At 60.7% G+C, this 15,490-nt stretch carries 12 protein-coding genes; all 12 read left to right on the forward strand.

The genetic code is table 11. The features are described from left to right. The first annotated feature begins 74 nt into the window (after window positions 1–74). The gene (locus tag K0U62_01250) at window positions 75–782 is read left to right on the forward strand and encodes an MBL fold metallo-hydrolase (GenBank protein MCH9800142.1); all 708 of its coding nucleotides are present in this window, start codon (window positions 75–77) and stop codon (window positions 780–782) included. Continuing rightward, entirely contained in the window at window positions 779–2,035 is a 1,257-nt protein-coding gene (gene hisS, locus K0U62_01255; protein MCH9800143.1) for a histidine--tRNA ligase, read from the forward strand. The genes K0U62_01250 and hisS overlap by 4 nt, the downstream gene beginning before the upstream one ends. A 16-nt stretch (window positions 2,036–2,051) precedes the next feature. Then, a complete protein-coding gene (gene aspS / locus K0U62_01260; GenBank protein ID MCH9800144.1) occupies window positions 2,052–3,854 on the forward strand; it encodes an aspartate--tRNA ligase in 1,803 nt (600 codons plus the stop codon). Window positions 3,855–3,908: 54 nt separating this feature from the next. Further along, window positions 3,909–5,174, forward strand: coding sequence for a replication-associated recombination protein A (locus K0U62_01265; protein MCH9800145.1), 1,266 nt, complete (start codon window positions 3,909–3,911; stop codon window positions 5,172–5,174). 189 nt (window positions 5,175–5,363) lie between these two features. Beyond that, the gene (locus K0U62_01270) at window positions 5,364–7,466 is read left to right on the forward strand and encodes an EAL domain-containing protein (GenBank protein ID MCH9800146.1); all 2,103 of its coding nucleotides are present in this window, start codon (window positions 5,364–5,366) and stop codon (window positions 7,464–7,466) included. Window positions 7,467–7,671: 205 nt separating this feature from the next. Then, complete coding sequence (locus K0U62_01275; GenBank protein MCH9800147.1) at window positions 7,672–7,989, forward strand: hypothetical protein; 318 nt, start codon at window positions 7,672–7,674, stop codon at window positions 7,987–7,989. Then, window positions 7,989–10,661, forward strand: a complete 2,673-nt coding sequence (gene alaS, locus K0U62_01280; protein MCH9800148.1) for an alanine--tRNA ligase — start codon at window positions 7,989–7,991, stop codon at window positions 10,659–10,661. The genes K0U62_01275 and alaS overlap by 1 nt, the downstream gene beginning before the upstream one ends. A 14-nt stretch (window positions 10,662–10,675) precedes the next feature. Then, window positions 10,676–11,128, forward strand: coding sequence for a Holliday junction resolvase RuvX (ruvX, locus tag K0U62_01285; GenBank protein MCH9800149.1), 453 nt, complete (start codon window positions 10,676–10,678; stop codon window positions 11,126–11,128). Beyond that, window positions 11,125–12,300 carry an endolytic transglycosylase MltG gene (mltG, locus tag K0U62_01290; protein MCH9800150.1) on the forward strand — a complete coding sequence of 392 codons (1,176 nt, stop codon included), beginning with the start codon at window positions 11,125–11,127 and terminating at the stop codon, window positions 12,298–12,300. Before ruvX ends, mltG begins: the two co-directional genes overlap by 4 nt. Next, entirely contained in the window at window positions 12,300–13,139 is an 840-nt protein-coding gene (locus tag K0U62_01295; protein MCH9800151.1) for a shikimate dehydrogenase, read from the forward strand. The genes mltG and K0U62_01295 overlap by 1 nt, the downstream gene beginning before the upstream one ends. A gap of 56 nt (window positions 13,140–13,195) precedes the next feature. Then, window positions 13,196–14,860, forward strand: a complete 1,665-nt coding sequence (tadA, locus tag K0U62_01300; GenBank protein ID MCH9800152.1) for a Flp pilus assembly complex ATPase component TadA — start codon at window positions 13,196–13,198, stop codon at window positions 14,858–14,860. A 58-nt stretch (window positions 14,861–14,918) separates the two neighbouring features. Continuing rightward, window positions 14,919–15,490, forward strand: a 572-nt coding sequence (locus K0U62_01305; protein MCH9800153.1) for a hypothetical protein, incomplete at its 3' end; no start/stop codon positions are given.

The raw sequence follows: 15,490 nt of genomic DNA on the forward strand, positions 1-15,490 counted from the left end.
GCGGAATAGTCTAGACCGGACGTCCATTTGGTGTGGGGAACCGCCCGGTCTAGTGGAGTGGCTACCCTTGCAGTGTGTTCGTGACCGGATTTCCCGCTGGCCCGTTTGGGACTAACTGCTACCTCATCGCTCCCGCGAAGGGGAGTGAGTGCATCGTGGTCGATCCCGGGATGGAGGCCGTCGATGGCGTGCGACAGGTGGTGGCAGACAATCGGCTGCGGCCGGTTGCCGTGTTGCTAACCCACGGGCATCTGGACCACACCTGGTCCGTGGTGCCGGTGGCGTCGGGCTATGACATCCCTGCCTACATCCACGCTGACGACAACTCGATGTTGTCGGATCCGACGACGGCACTATCGCCCGATATGCGTCATATGCTGACCCGCATGGCCGGCGACGAGATCAACCTTGAGCCCGACGACCTGCGCCAACTGCGAGATGGTGAGCAACTGGAGTTGGCTGGCGTGACGCTAGGCACCACCCACGCACCCGGTCATACGCCCGGTTCGGTGGTGTTCACCCGGGCAGGCGATGGGGGGGTCCCCCCGCTGATGTTCTCCGGGGATGTCTTGTTCGCAGGCTCTATCGGTCGCACTGATCTGCCGGGCGGAAACCACAAGGACATGCTGCGCTCGCTGCGAGATGTGATCTTGCCGCAACCAGACGAGATGGTGGTACTGCCGGGCCATGGCCCGCAGACATCGATCGGAGATGAACGGGGAATAAATCCGTTTCTTTTGGACGTGATGTCCGGGCCACAGGCGCCAAGGAAGGGCATGTGAGCGGTCAGTTTGCCGCCCCGAAGGGCGTTCCGGAGTATGTGCCGCCAGGTTCGGCGGAGTTCCTTGCTGTTCGCGAAGGGCTGGCCGAACAGGCACGGCTGGCTGGCTACCGCTACATCGAGTTGCCAGTGTTTGAGGATTACGGGCTCTTTGCTCGGGGCGTCGGGGAGTCCACCGACGTGGTGAGCAAGGAGATGTATACCTTCACCGATCGCGGTGATCGGACCCTCGCGCTACGTCCCGAGGGGACTGCTGGTGTTATTCGATCAGTGATTCAACACGGACTGCACCGGGGGCAACTACCGGTGAAGTTGTACTACGCAGGCCCATTTTTTCGGGCAGAACGGCCGCAAAAGGGGCGATATCGGCAACTGCAACAGGTAGGGATTGAGGCGGTCGGCTCCGACGACCCGGCCTTGGATGCGGAAGTGATTGCCGTTGCCGACCACGGTTTTAGGTCGTTGGGGCTGAGCAAGTATCGATTGCTGCTGAACTCGTTAGGTTGCGCGAACTGCCGGCCTCGCTATCGGCAGGCACTCACTGATTTTCTGGCGGGGCTGGATCTTGATGAGGCCACCCGAGAGCGAGCGGCGTTGAACCCGCTGCGGGTGTTGGACGACAAGCGGGAAGCCGTGCAGGAGCAATTAACTGGCGCGCCGCTGATGATTGAGCATCTGTGCGATGAGTGCCAAGAGCACTACGACGATGTGCGGGAACACCTGCGTGGTTACGGCATCAGCTGGCAGGAGGAGCCGCGGCTGGTGCGTGGACTGGACTACTACACCCGCACCACCTTTGAGTTCAGCCATGACTTGTTGGGTGCTCAGTCTGGCATCGGTGGTGGTGGTCGATACGACGGCTTGATGGCTCAGTTGGGCGGATCGGATCTACCGGGAATCGGTTTCGGTATCGGCACGGATCGCACGCTGCTGGCGAGGGAGGCAGAAGGACTGGCACCGCTTGCATTACCTGCTATCGCAGTCTTCGCAGTTGGGCTGGGGGAGTCCGCTCGGCGCAGTTTGACCCCAATAATCGATCAGTTGCGGCGCGACGGAATCGCAACGGATCAGTCCTACGGTGGTAGGGGCCTCAAGGGTGCAATGAAGGCGGCGGATCGTTCGGGAGCGTCATGGGCCATGATTATGGGAGACGATGAAGCGGCCGCGGGTACGGTGCAACTGAAAAACCTCAGCACCGGGGAGCAGACGGAAGTTCCTGCAACCGAAGTCGTCACCTTTTTGTCTACTAACTGATCGGAGATACACGAGCATGCTGCGCAGTACTGACGCGGGAAGCCTCAGCGAGGCGGATGTCGATCGTGAGATCACCCTGGCCGGGTGGATTGCGCGTCGCCGCGACCATGGCGGTATTGCTTTTCTCGATTTTCGGGACGCCAGCGGTGTCGCCCAGGTCGTCGTGCACGATCCAGAGGTTGCTCACCCGTTGCGCAACGAATATTGCATTCGAGTCGTCGGAAGAGTCCATCGTCGCCCGGAGGGCAACGAGAATTCGGACCTAGCGACCGGTGCGGTGGAAGTGTTCGCTGACACCGTGGAGGTGCTGTCAGAGGCCGACGCACTGCCATTCCCCATTGATGATCACTTGCAGGTCGGGGAGGAGGCTCGGCTGCGCTGGCGCTATCTCGATCTGCGTCGCGCTCAGCCAGCAGCTGCGTTGCGGATGCGTAGTCGGGTGAATCAGTTGGCGCGAGAGGTGCTTTCGGCGCAGGACTTCGTTGAGGTGGAGACTCCGACATTAACTCGGTCCACACCAGAGGGTGCACGAGACTTCCTGGTCCCGGCGAGGTTGTCGCCGGGACATTGGTACGCACTGCCGCAATCGCCGCAGTTGTTTAAGCAGCTGCTGATGGTGGCGGGTATGGAGCGCTACTACCAGCTCGCTCGTTGCTATCGCGATGAGGATTTCCGGGCCGATCGCCAGCCAGAATTTACACAGTTGGACATCGAGATGTCCTTCGTGGACCAAGAAGATGTCATCGAGGTCGGTGAGGCAGTAGTAAGGGCGCTGTGGTCGGGCGTGGCGAACCATGAGATCGGCGACATCCCGCGGATGACGTATACCGAGGCGATGGCTCGGTTCGGTTCCGACAAGCCAGATCTGCGGTTTGGTGTGGAACTGGTGGAACTGACCGACTATTTCGCCGACACACCGTTCCGAGTGTTCCAGGCTGATTACGTCGGTGCGATTGTGATGCCCGGTGGTGCGTCCCAGCCGCGGCGCACCCTGGATGGTTGGCAGGAATGGGCGCGGCAACGCGGTGCCAAGGGGCTTGCTTACGTCCTCGTGGGTGAAGACGGGGAACTCGGTGGCCCGGTGGCCAAGAATCTCAGTGAGTCAGAACGAGCTGGACTCGCCGCTGCAGCCGGGGCTGAGCCCGGTGACTGTATTTTCTTCGCGGCTGGCCCCACCGCTACGGCGCGGGCTTTGCTCGGTGCCGCACGGGTTGAGGTAGCGGAGCGATTGGAGTTGTTCGACCCGGCGCAATGGTCGTTCGTCTGGGTTGTCGATGCGCCAATGTTCGAGCAGGTTGAGGACGACGCCGGCAACAAGGCGTGGACGTCGGTGCATCATCCCTTCACGTCGCCGAATGAGGAGTGGCTGGGTCGGTTCGAAGAGTCACCGGGGGAAGCACTGGCATGGGCCTACGACTTGGTCTGCAACGGCAATGAAATCGGCGGCGGCTCTATCCGTATTCATCGCAGTGACGTGCAGCAGCGGGTTTTTTCGGTGCTGGGGATTGAGCCGCATGATGCGCAAGAGAAGTTCGGCTTCCTCCTCGAAGCGTTCCGCTATGGACCACCACCTCACGGCGGTATCGCCTTTGGTTGGGATCGCATCTGTATGTTGCTGGCGGGAACGACCAGTCTGCGCGACGTGATCGCTTTTCCGAAGACCGGTGGCGGTGGTGATCCGCTGACAGGCGCCCCCGCGCCGATCACTCCGGAGCAGCGTGCTGATGCCTTCATTGATGTGATTCCAGGCGATGAAGACGAAGCTGCCATCGGCAATCGCCCGGGGCGGGAAGTGCTGCCGGACCGAAAGCGTAACTAGCTCGTGTCGCTGTTCGAGTCAGAGGCCACCGGACAGCAGCCGCTGGCTGCTCGAATGCGACCGCGGCGACTCGGCGAAGTCATCGGCCAAAACCACATCATCGGACCAGGGTCGCCGCTCGTCGATCTGATTGCTGGTTCGGGTGGATCGTCGGTGCTGCTGTGGGGGCCACCGGGAACCGGGAAAACCACGCTGGCTCGACTAGTAGCGACCGAACGGGGCGCAACCTTTAACGAGTTATCTGCTGTTTCAGCGACCATCAAGGATGTTCGGGCTGTCGTGGAACAGGGACGGCGAGAACGGGAGTTGTATGCCCGGGACTCGGTGCTATTCATCGATGAGATTCATCGGTTCAGTAAGACCCAACAGGACGCTTTGCTGCCAGCAGTCGAGAACGGCTGGGTGGTGCTTGTCGGGGCGACCACCGAGAACCCCTCATTTGCGGTGATTCCCGCGCTATTGAGTCGTAGTCTGCTGGTGCCGCTGCATCCGTTGGAGCAATCGGATGTGCAGCAAGTGTTGCAGCGCGCACTGGCCGACGAACGAGGCTTAGGCGGGGCGGTCACGCTGACCGATGAGGCTGCGGAACTCATTGCCCGAATGGCTGGCGGTGACGCTCGCAAAGCGTTGACCACGCTGGAAGCGGCGGCAGCAGGAGACATCGCGCAGGTAGACGTGGCCCTCGTCGAACAGGTGCTGCAACAAAGCGCCCCGCGATACGACCGTGCCGGAGATCGGCACTACGACGTGACTAGTGCGCTGATCAAGAGCATCCGAGGCAGTGATGTCGATGCGGCGTTGCATTACTTGGCCATTATGTTGTCGGCCGGAGAAGATCCACGTTTCATTTCGCGTCGGCTAGTGATCTTGGCCAGCGAAGATATCGGAGTAGCCGACCATACGTCGCTACTTCTAGCCACCGCTGCACATGAAGCGGTGTCCTTCGTGGGTTTACCTGAGGCGGGCCACACCTTGGCCCACGCGACGATTCACCTTGCATTAGCTCCGAAGTCGAACGCGGTCAAGGAGGCACTGCTGGCTGCCCAGGCGGACGTTGCTGCCGGACGTACCGGACCGGTTCCTGCGGCATTACGAGATGGCTCCACTGCGAGCGCTCGTGCTGATGGTGCCGGGCGGGGTTATCGCTATCCGCATGACTATCCGCAAGGAATTGTCGCGCAACAGTATGCGCCAGACGTCGCGGTCGGGCGACGCTACTACTTGCCTAGCAGTCACGGGAACGAAGCGCGTGCGGCGGCGGCGCTGGATCGAGTTCGGCAGGAACTAGCGGGCGAAGGTCAGGTTCCACCAGAGGCGTAGCGACAGCACTCAGCCCAGTTGACTACTTTGGGCAGTCTTAGCGGCACGCTTAGTAGCCTTTGTGGCTAATTACCGCTGCTGGTTACCCCCTAGGGGATGTCTGTCTTACAGTGAGCGAAGCGCACATCTTGGGAGGGATCTCTGCGGCCTCCGCGAATATGCGGTGACAGGCGGCGGGGTTGGCGGCAAATGAAGAGCTTAATTGGAGTGGAGTCTTCGCAGTTAGAAACAACTGCGTCGGAACGGCGAGCAACTTTGCTCATCGCACTGGGGGTTCTCCTGGTGTCGGTGCCCATCTTTGTCTGGGGCAGTACGGAAATGACGCCGAACCCCTTCCTGATAGCCAGCGGAGCCGGCGGTGTGTTTGTAGTTGAGGTCTTCTTGGCCTTTGCCTTTCTGACCCATACGCAACTTTCCGGATCGCGATTCTCGCTGATTTTCGGTATTGCCTGCGCGGCTCCGGCCATCACGGTGCTGCCCTGGTTCTTGCTAGATGCGGCGGTCATGTCAGAGGTCGACACGGGCCTCGGCAACACCCTACGGCTGCTGGGTAAAGCGGAGTTCTTGGCGCTTGTGGTGATTGGGTTTGAGGTTCGCCGACGTGATTCGCAGGCCGCTGTCGATCGCAAGCGAGTCTTTACCGTGGTTGGCTGGGCCTCGGCCGCAGTGCTTGCGGTATCCCTGCTGCTAGGCCTGCCCATCGCCGCCGGGTGGGAATCAGCGGCAGCAATCCAGTTCGGTATCGCAGCATTGGCAAGCCTCATCGCCGTGGTGGGGCCGCTCATGATGCTCAAAGGCTGGGGTCAAGCCGATCGACTGCAGACAACGATGTTTCTAGTAGTGGTCGCGGTCGGGCTGGGTGCATTGAGCGCGTCGATTTACTCCGATCCATGGACGCTCGGCTGGTACGCCAATCGAATCATCAACGCTGTGGCAGCCTTTGTCGCGTTGTTGCTAGTGATGGTGGTTTCGCGACGATTGGAGGTTGACCGGTACAACCGGATTGAGGAGTTAGACAAACTCAGGCAGGAACAACAGCGCCACTACGACCGGCTTTGGGAGATCAGTCGCACCGACGATCTCACCCAGCTTGCTACTCGACCAGTACTCATTGAGGAAATCCGACGTTGTCTTGCTGAGTCAAGAAACTCAGTCCTAGTTCTGGTCGATTTGGATGGTTTCAAGGGGATCAATGATCGATACGGTCATGCAGCGGGCGATGCACTGCTACAGAACCTTGCCGAGCGACTCCGCGCCAACGGGCGACCGGAAGACATCTGCGCACGCATGGGCGGCGATGAGTTCGCCATCTTCTTGCACGATGCGGAGGATCTCGCCAGTGTGCACCGCCGTCTGGAACAGATCGTTCGGGGACTGTCAGCGCCAGTCGACTGGGAGCACACCCAGTTGACCGTGACGGCCAGCGCCGGATACACCGTTCTGTCAGCTGACGATCAAGACGAGCAGCTGGCAATGTACCGAGCTGATGTCGCGCTTTATGGGGCAAAAGCGCAGGGGGGCAACCGGGTAGTTCGCTTCCGGCATGCCGGACCCACGATGTTTGATGTACTGGACGCCGCAGTGTGCCCGCACCAGCAACAGCGACTGGTGCTCTACTACCAGCCGGTGCGCTCTTTGTCCGGAGGTCAGGTCCACCACTATGAGGCGTTGCTGCGCTTGCGAGATATTGACGGTTCAGTGCGCTCAGCAAGTGATCTCCTCCAAATGTTCGGCGAGCACGGCCGCATGGGCGAGATTGGTCACCGAGTCCTAGATCAGGTCATGCTGGATCTGAGCAGCAGCCTGTTGCAGGTTGGTCGGATTTCCATCAATCTCAGCAGCCAAGAATTGGTCGATCCGCTCCTGCTAGACCGGCTGCTTAACGGCGATATCGCTGCCCACCGTAATCAGATCATCTTGGAAGTGGATGAGGCCAATGTCCGCGGTGACGAAGTTGCCGAGATCGTGCGAAGCCTGAAGTCGGGCGGATACGCAGTGGCCGTGGATAACTTCGGCAGCGGTGGCGGGAACTTGATCATGCTTGATCACATCAGTCCGGTTCTAGTGAAGTTGTCGTCGGACTTCTCGGTCCATGCCGGAGGTCTACAGGCGGGTGCCCGTCGGCTGCGAATCGCTGCAGACGTGATTCGGGAACTCGGTGCCTTGTCGGTGATCAAGGGCCTAGAAACGGAGCAAGAGAGTTGGATGGCGAACGCAACCGGCGTTGACCTGGCGCAAGGGCTACTTCTGGGAGCCCCCCTTGCGCCCGCTAACTTGAGCCTGGCTGACTAACTGTCGATGCTGTCACGCGCAGTGCAACCGGCCCGCCTGATCCGCTCTCGGTAAGGGCGGCGGCGTCAAACGGGTGCTGCCTCGGCGGCGCTACCCGGAGTTCCGCGAGTTTCCTAGACTCACCCTGGCCCGCCGAAGCCCAGCAGTTCACTGGACCGGAAGTCGCTGGGGTAGCCTCGGACCGTTGGGTTCGGAAGGGGACAGCATGAGCAGGCTTCTATGGATGGGAATCGGCGCGGCCGGGGGCATCTACACCTACCGACGTGGGCAGCGCGTGTGGGATCGCGCGAAGGAGCGAGGTTGGGGCGGAAGCGCCACGCTGGTCGCTTCGGCGACGATGTCCGCGATCCAGACGGTCCGGGTTGGCATGCTCGAGCAGCAGCTAGCCGCGGTGCAGTCGGCCAATACGGCAACTGGGTCTCGGGAGAGCAGTCGCCGCGGGGTGGAGCGTGAGGCTTCGCCGGCGGACCTGGTTCCGCCTTCCCGGTCGTACCAGAGCCGCCGCGCTGTCACACTGGGCTAATGGATTCCGCTGAGATCAGGTCGCGGTTCCTGGCATTCTTCGCTGACCGCGACCACACGGTCGTGCAGTCAGCATCGCTATTGCTGGATGATCCGACCCTGCTGTTTGTCAACGCCGGCATGGTGCCATTCAAACCGTATTTCCTCGGAGAGGCCCCGCCGCCCTATCCGCGGGCAACCTCAGTTCAAAAGTGCGTTCGAACTCTCGATATCGAGGAAGTGGGCAAAACTACTCGGCACGCGTCGTTTTTCCAGATGGCGGGAAACTTTTCCTTCGGGGACTACTTCAAGGCGAAGGCCATCCCGTTCGCTTGGGAGTTGCTGACTAACTCGCAGTCCGATGGTGGCTACGGATTCGATCCAGACCGGATTTGGGTAACCGTTTACCACGACGACGACGAAGCAGCAGAGATTTGGCGTCGTGACGTTGGGGTGCCAACTGAGCGAATTCAGCGGCGTGGTCAGGCGGACAACTACTGGTCGATGGGTGTGCCGGGCCCGTGCGGTCCGTGCTCAGAGATCTATTACGACCGTGGTCCCGACTTCGGTCGCGAGGGTGGTCCGGTCGTGGATGAGGACCGCTACCTCGAAGTGTGGAACTTAGTCTTCATGCAAAACGAGCGAGGAGAGGGACCCGCCAAAGAGAATTACCCGATCCTCGGCGATCTGCCCGCCAAGAACATCGATACCGGAATGGGTCTGGAACGGATGGCTGCCCTCCTACAGGGCGTCGACAATATTTATGAGATTGACACCAGCCGGGTCCTCCTCGACCGCGCCACCGAGATCAGTGGCGCCCGCTACGGTGCAGATGCGCAGCAAGACGTGTACCTGCGCGTGGTTGCCGATCATGCCCGGACCTGCACTTTTCTGATTAACGATGGGGTAGTGCCTGGCAACGAGGGTCGCGGTCATGTGTTGCGACGACTCATGCGTCGGGTCATCCGAAATATGCGGCTACTCGGTGCCAGCGAACCGGTGATGTCGCAGCTGGTAGGTGCGACGGTATCCGCCATGGCGCCGCAATACCCCGAGTTGGAACGTGAACAGCGTCGAATCGACACGGTAGCCGCCACCGAGGAGGAGGCCTTCCTACGTACCCTCAAGGCGGGCAATCAGGTCTTTGACCTCGCGGTGGCCGACTCCCGCAGCTCCGGCAGCACGCAACTGGACGGCGATCGCGCTTTCCAGCTGCACGACACTCATGGCTTTCCGATCGAACTCACGCTGGAGATGGCTGCCGAGCAGGGACTGAGTGTGGACGCGGATGGCTTTCGCCGCCTCATGGCCGAACAAAAAGAACGAGCCAAGGCCGATGCCCGCGCTCGCAAAGCCGGGCTCACCCCGGCCACTATTTATCGGTCAGTACTGGAACGGTCCGGTGCGACAGATTTCACTGGCTACACCGAGACCGAAACGCAAGGTGCGATCGTGGGGCTGTTGCGGGACGGCGATGACGTCGCAGAGGTGACTCAGGGCGACGAGGTCGAAGTTGTACTGGATCGCACGCCGTTTTACGCCGAGGGTGGCGGCCAGTTGGGTGACCACGGTCGGATCGTGACCGAGGACGGTTCGGTAGTGGATGTTTACGACGTCCAAAGCCCGGTTCCCGGTCTGTTTGTGCATCGCGGCACCGTCGCAGCAGGCGAGTTGCGCAGAGGAGAAACCGCGCTCGGCGAAATCGATGCCAGCCGACGAGCCGGCATCAGTCGTGCTCACACAGCCACCCACATGATTCACAAGGCGTTCCGAGAAATGCTCGGTGAGACCGCAACACAGATGGGCTCCGAGAACGCTCCGGGACGCTTGCGGTTCGATTTTCCCAGCCCAGGCCCCATTCCCGAGACGGTGCTGACGGACGCTGAAGCGCTAGTAAACGACGTGCTGCAGGACGACCTGAAAGTGTCGGCAGCTCAGATGAGCCAGGACGAGGCGGTAGCACTGGGTGCCATGGCGCTGTTCGGCGAAAAGTATGGTGATGTCGTTCGAGTGGTGTCGGTGGGGGACTGGGCCCACGAACTATGTGGCGGCACTCATGCCCGCACCAGCGGTCAGTTGGGCGTAGTCAAGTTTCTGTCGGAGTCCTCGATCGGGGCCGGGGTTCGGCGAGTAGAGGCACTTGTCGGCGCTGATGCGTACCGGTTCCTCGCCAAGGAGCACCACCTGATGTCGCAGATCTCGCAACTCGTCAAAGCGCCGAGTGAAGAGGTGCCAGATCGGGTTGCGGGCATGATTCAGCGACTCAAGGAAGCGGAAAAGGAACTCGAACAGATCCGTAAGACGCAAATGTTGTCCCAAGTCGAGTCGATGATGGGTAGCGGGAATGACATTGGCCCCTACCGAATCTGGACCGTGCGGGCCCCGGATGGCCTGTCCGGTGGCGACCTACGACAACTCGTGACTCGTGCTCGTGACTTAGCCAATCCCGAACGATCGGTCGGATTGCTGGTCGCCACTGCAGACGACGGCAAGATCTCGCTGGCGGCGGCAGTGAATCAACGGGGCCAAGACGCTGGACTGTCAGCTAGGGAATTGCTGGCTGCTGCGCTACCCGCGGTCGACGGTCGCGGCGGTGGAAAAGTCGATATGGCGCAGGGCGGTGGCAGCAAACCGGAGGGGCTAGAGGACGCCTTTACTGCGGTTCGCGACTTCGTAGCGGGCCGCGTCAAGTGACTCTTGCAGTTGCCATGCTGGGTGTGGACGTAGGGACAGTGCGTATCGGGATCGCAGCCTGTGGGGCAGGGGTGTCGCTGGCGGTACCGGTGGAAACCGTGCCACGCGGCGAAGGTGACCTCGCGCGAATTGCCACGATTGCTCAGGAACGCCAGGCCCGAGTTATCTTTGTCGGAGACCCGATTACCTTGTCTGGCGATGTCGGTCCAGCAGCTGTTGCGGCACGCCAGTTCGCGGCTGACCTGGCGATTGTTGTCCCTGACGCGGAGGTGCGCATGGTGGATGAACGGCTTTCGACGGCCCAATCTGCTCGTTCGCTGGCGGCGGCAGGGCGCGACACGCGACAGGCCCGAAATGTCGTTGATCAGGCAGCAGCGACGGCAATCTTGCAGAATGCAGTAGATGCGGAATCCGAAACCGGCCGCCTAGCCGGTTATCCGCTGTCGAAGTCGGAGAAAAAGACATGAGCAACGTTGGCCTCTCGATGCAGGAAACCCCATCGGGGGGTGACCCGCGGCCACCGAAGTCTAAGAAGAAGCGCCGCCGACAAAAAGGCCGTTCCGGAGCGGTGATAGTGGTGTCATTGGTCGTACTGCTCGGTGCTGGTGCAGTGGTCGGCTACTTCGGATACCAATTGCTCGGCAGGGTGCAGGCGTCGGCGCCAGTAGCCGATTACCCCGGACCTGGCGAGGGCGAAGTCGTCATCGAGATTCTCAAGGGCGAGACGCTGACTGATGTTGGCGTAACCCTGGCTGATGCTGATGTGGTCGCTTCGGTGCCGGCATTCACCAACGCTGCGTTAGCGGAACCCGACGCCACCGGAATCATGCCCGGTCGGTACGCCATGCTGCAGAAGATGTCGGGTGAAGGAGCCGTGCAACGGCTGCTCGATCCGGCCGCCAGCAACATCAACACTGTTGTTATCCCCGAAGGGCTGCGGACAGATCAAGTGGTGGCGATCTTGGCGAAAGAGACCTCAGGTAGCAAGAAACAGTTCGACAAGGTCATCCAGGACCCCACAGCCTTGCCACTACCGGACTGGGCCCGTGGCACCGGTGAAGCCCGTGCTGAGGGTTTCTTATTCCCCGCCACGTACGAGTTCGACAAGCAGGAGAAGCCCAAGCAGATCCTGAACGTCATGGTGGACAAGTTCAATACAGTTGCCGAAGAGATTGATTTCGTCAACCGGGCCAAGTCGCTGGGCTACAGTCCCTACGAAGTATTGACGGTTGCCTCGCTAGTGCAGGCGGAAGCGCCGCCGGAGGACTTCGGCAAGGTGTCTCGAGTGGTCTACAACAGGCTGGAACCAGATACCTGGGGCGGCACCTACGGCTACCTGGGCTTCGATTCGACGGTGAACTACATACTGAAACAGTCAGAAATCAACCTGACCGAGTCTGACCGGGCGATCAACTCCCCGTACAACACCTTCACTGAGCAGCATCAAGGGTTGACGCCGACTCCGATCAATAACCCAGGTGAGGCTGCGATGGAGGCCGCGTTAGATCCGCCAGACGGCAACTGGCTGTACTTCGTGACCACCAATCCGGACACTGGCAAGACGAAGTTCACCGACGACTACAACGTATTCCTTGGTTACCAGGACGAGTTCGAGGCCTGGCTGCGCGAGAACCAGTGATGCGTCGGGCTGCCGTTCTCGGTCACCCGATCTCGCATAGCCTCAGCCCAGTACTACACCGGGCTGCCTACGCCGAGTTGGGTTTGGACTGGAGTTACGAAGCGATAGACGTCACGAGTGAGCAGTTGGCTGATTTCTTGGCCAAATTGGACATTTCGTGGGCGGGCTTGTCGCTCACTATGCCGCTAAAACAATCTGTGCTGCCATTCTTGGTGGAAAGTTCCGCAACTGTGGCCGCAGCCGGGGGCGCCAACACCGTGTTGATCACGGATGCTGGACTTGTCGGTGACAACACTGATGTATTCGGAATCGTTGCCGCGCTGAGAGAACACCGCGACTATCGGCCGCCACGAACTTTCGGCATCATCGGCGCTGGAGCAACCGCTGCCGCCGCCATGGTGGCTGCCGCTGAACTGGGTGTCGACCGGGTCAGGGTGAGTGCTCGCCGGATAGCACCTGCGGAGGATCTCGCGAACAGGGGACGCCAACTGGGGCTGACAGTGGAAACGGTGGAGTGGGATCGGGTCCAGCAGGCTCTTGCTAGTGACACGATCGTGGTCACCTTACCGGGCGATGCGGCCGCGAGCCTCATATCGGCGATACCTACTGGACCGGGTGTCTTGCTGGACGTCACCTACCACCCCTGGCCGACCTCGTTGGCAACGGCATGGGAGCAGCGGGGCGGCAGCGTCGTCCCAGGGCATCAAATGCTGCTGTGGCAGGCCGCACGTCAGGTTGAGCTGATGACAGGACATCCGGCGCCGGTTGCCAGCATGGCTGCGGCGATGCGAGAGGCATTCCGCGTGCAAGATCCGGCACAAAGTAACGGAAACGGATAGTCTCAAGTAATCACCGGCGTCTGCCGATGTACCTGTGGGATAGACCGGAGGTTGACATGGCTCAGTTAGGCGAAATTCTTGTCGCTGACGGTGTCATCAGCGACCAGCAACTACAGGGTGCCATGCAGGTGCAGCAGGAGACCGGAAAAATGTTGGGCCGGGTCCTCGTCGACGAGGGGCTACTGAGCGAACCGCAGCTGGTCAAGGCATTGGCGGAGCAAATTGGCCTGCCGTTCATTGATCTCAGTGAAACCATGGTGGACGCTGCCGTCATCGCTCGGATTCCCGGTCAAGTGTGCCGCAGTCATCGCGTTTTGCCGATCTCGATCGAGGGCAACCGATTGATTTTGGCGATGAGTGATCCAGGCAACGTAGTGGCTCGGGATGACATTCGCACTCGCACCGGTCTGGATGTTCGGATCGTGGTGGCGACAGCGAGTGATATTGACGCTGCGATTGATCGGTTCTACCGGGCCGATTCCGATCTCGATGACCTCACCACGGCGATTGACGTAGAACAAGAGCAGCAGGCGCTGGACTCGGTCCGCGAAGTCGTTGAGGACGCCCCCATCGTCAAGTTCGTCAACCTGCTGATCACCCAGGGGATCATGGACGGTGCCAGCGACATCCACTTAGAGCCCAACGAGCATGACCTACTCGTCCGATTCCGGATCGACGGGGTGCTACACGAGATGATGCACTCACCCAAGGCCATCCACACCGGCGTCGTCAGCCGGCTAAAGATCATGGCGGAAATGAATATCGCGGAGCGACGAATCCCACAAGATGGTCGGCTGTCGGTCAATACGCAGGGCAAAAAGGTGGATCTGCGGATCGCGACACTACCGACCGTGTGGGGCGAGAAAGTCGTCATGCGAATCCTCGATAACAGCACGGCGCAACTAGACCTGGCCAAACTTGGCTTCAGCCAGAGCAACTACGATCGCTTCTCCGAGTCGTTTCACAAGCCCTACGGCATGATCTTGGTGACGGGACCGACGGGTTCGGGCAAGTCCACGACTTTGTATTCGGCGCTTAACGTCATCTCACGACCCGAGGTCAACATCATCACGGTGGAAGATCCAGTGGAGTACCGACTCAACGGGATCAACCAGGTGCAGGTGAACCATAAAGCCGGGCTGACATTCGCGTCATCGTTGAAGTCGATCCTTCGTTCAGACCCAGACGTGGTCCTGATCGGTGAGATTCGGGACTACGAAACCGCACAGATCGCCATTGAAGCCGCGTTGACAGGTCACTTAGTGCTGACGACGCTGCACACCAATGATGCGCCCAGTTCGGTGACTCGACTGACCGAAATGGGGGTCGAGCCCTTCTTGGTGGGATCTGCACTGGATTGCGTGCTCGCCCAGCGATTAGCGCGGCGGCTGTGCACCTCTTGCCGGGAGGAGTACAAACCCACCCCGGAGACGCTGGACACTGCGCGGTTCCCGTGGGATCCAGCTGGTCCGGTGCCGATGTTGTTCCGCGCGGTGGGATGCGTGAAGTGCGCCAACACTGGCTATAAGGGCCGAATTGCGCTGCATGAGGTGATGCAGGTCGGCGAAACTATCGAACGGCTCTCAGTAGAACGTGCTAGCAATGCTGATATCACCGCGGCAGCGAAGGCAGAAGGTATGCGTCCGCTGCGACTCGATGGCATGGACAAAGTGCTAGCCGGGATGACTTCCTTGGACGAAGTGCTCCGGGTAGCGATATAAGCCGATTCAAGGTTTGGTCGAAAATAGCCGATCTGACCTAGAGGGCTGGAGGTAAGGAATGACTGCGCAACCGCAATCGGGAAATGCGCCCGCTGCAGAGGATCAGCAGGGCGTTGTGCCGCGACTCGCGCCGCCGGTAGCGACCCAACCGGCCCCGCCGGCTCCCGGTGCCACGCCAACAGCGCCTGGCGCTGTGCCTGCAGCCGCGCCGCCTGCCCCGGGTACAGCTCCCGCAGGACAGCAGCCGCCGGCACCACAACCTGGGGCCGCTCAGGCGCAACAGGCCGCACCAGCTGCACCCACTGCGTTGGGTAGGAGTGCGCCCCTCACGGCCCCGGTGGCAACGCCGGTATCAGCACCCTCACAGCAAAACGACGCTGCGACTGCCATGGGCAGGGCTATGCCGCAGTCGACCAACGTAGGCGACGTTTCGATCAGTGAGCCTTCTGTTGATGACGCTGCCTATGCGCGGGCCTCAACGGAAGCCAAGACTGAAGAGCACGACATCTCGCTGCCAGAGGTGTTGGACGCCATGATGGATGCGGGTGCTTCGGATCTGCATCTCACCATCGGTACGCGGCCGATGATCCGAGTTCGCGGTGGCTTGCGGGAACTTGAAGAGTTTCCGGA

This window comes from Actinomycetes bacterium (assembly GCA_022599915.1).
Taxonomy (GTDB): Bacteria; Actinomycetota; Actinomycetes; order S36-B12.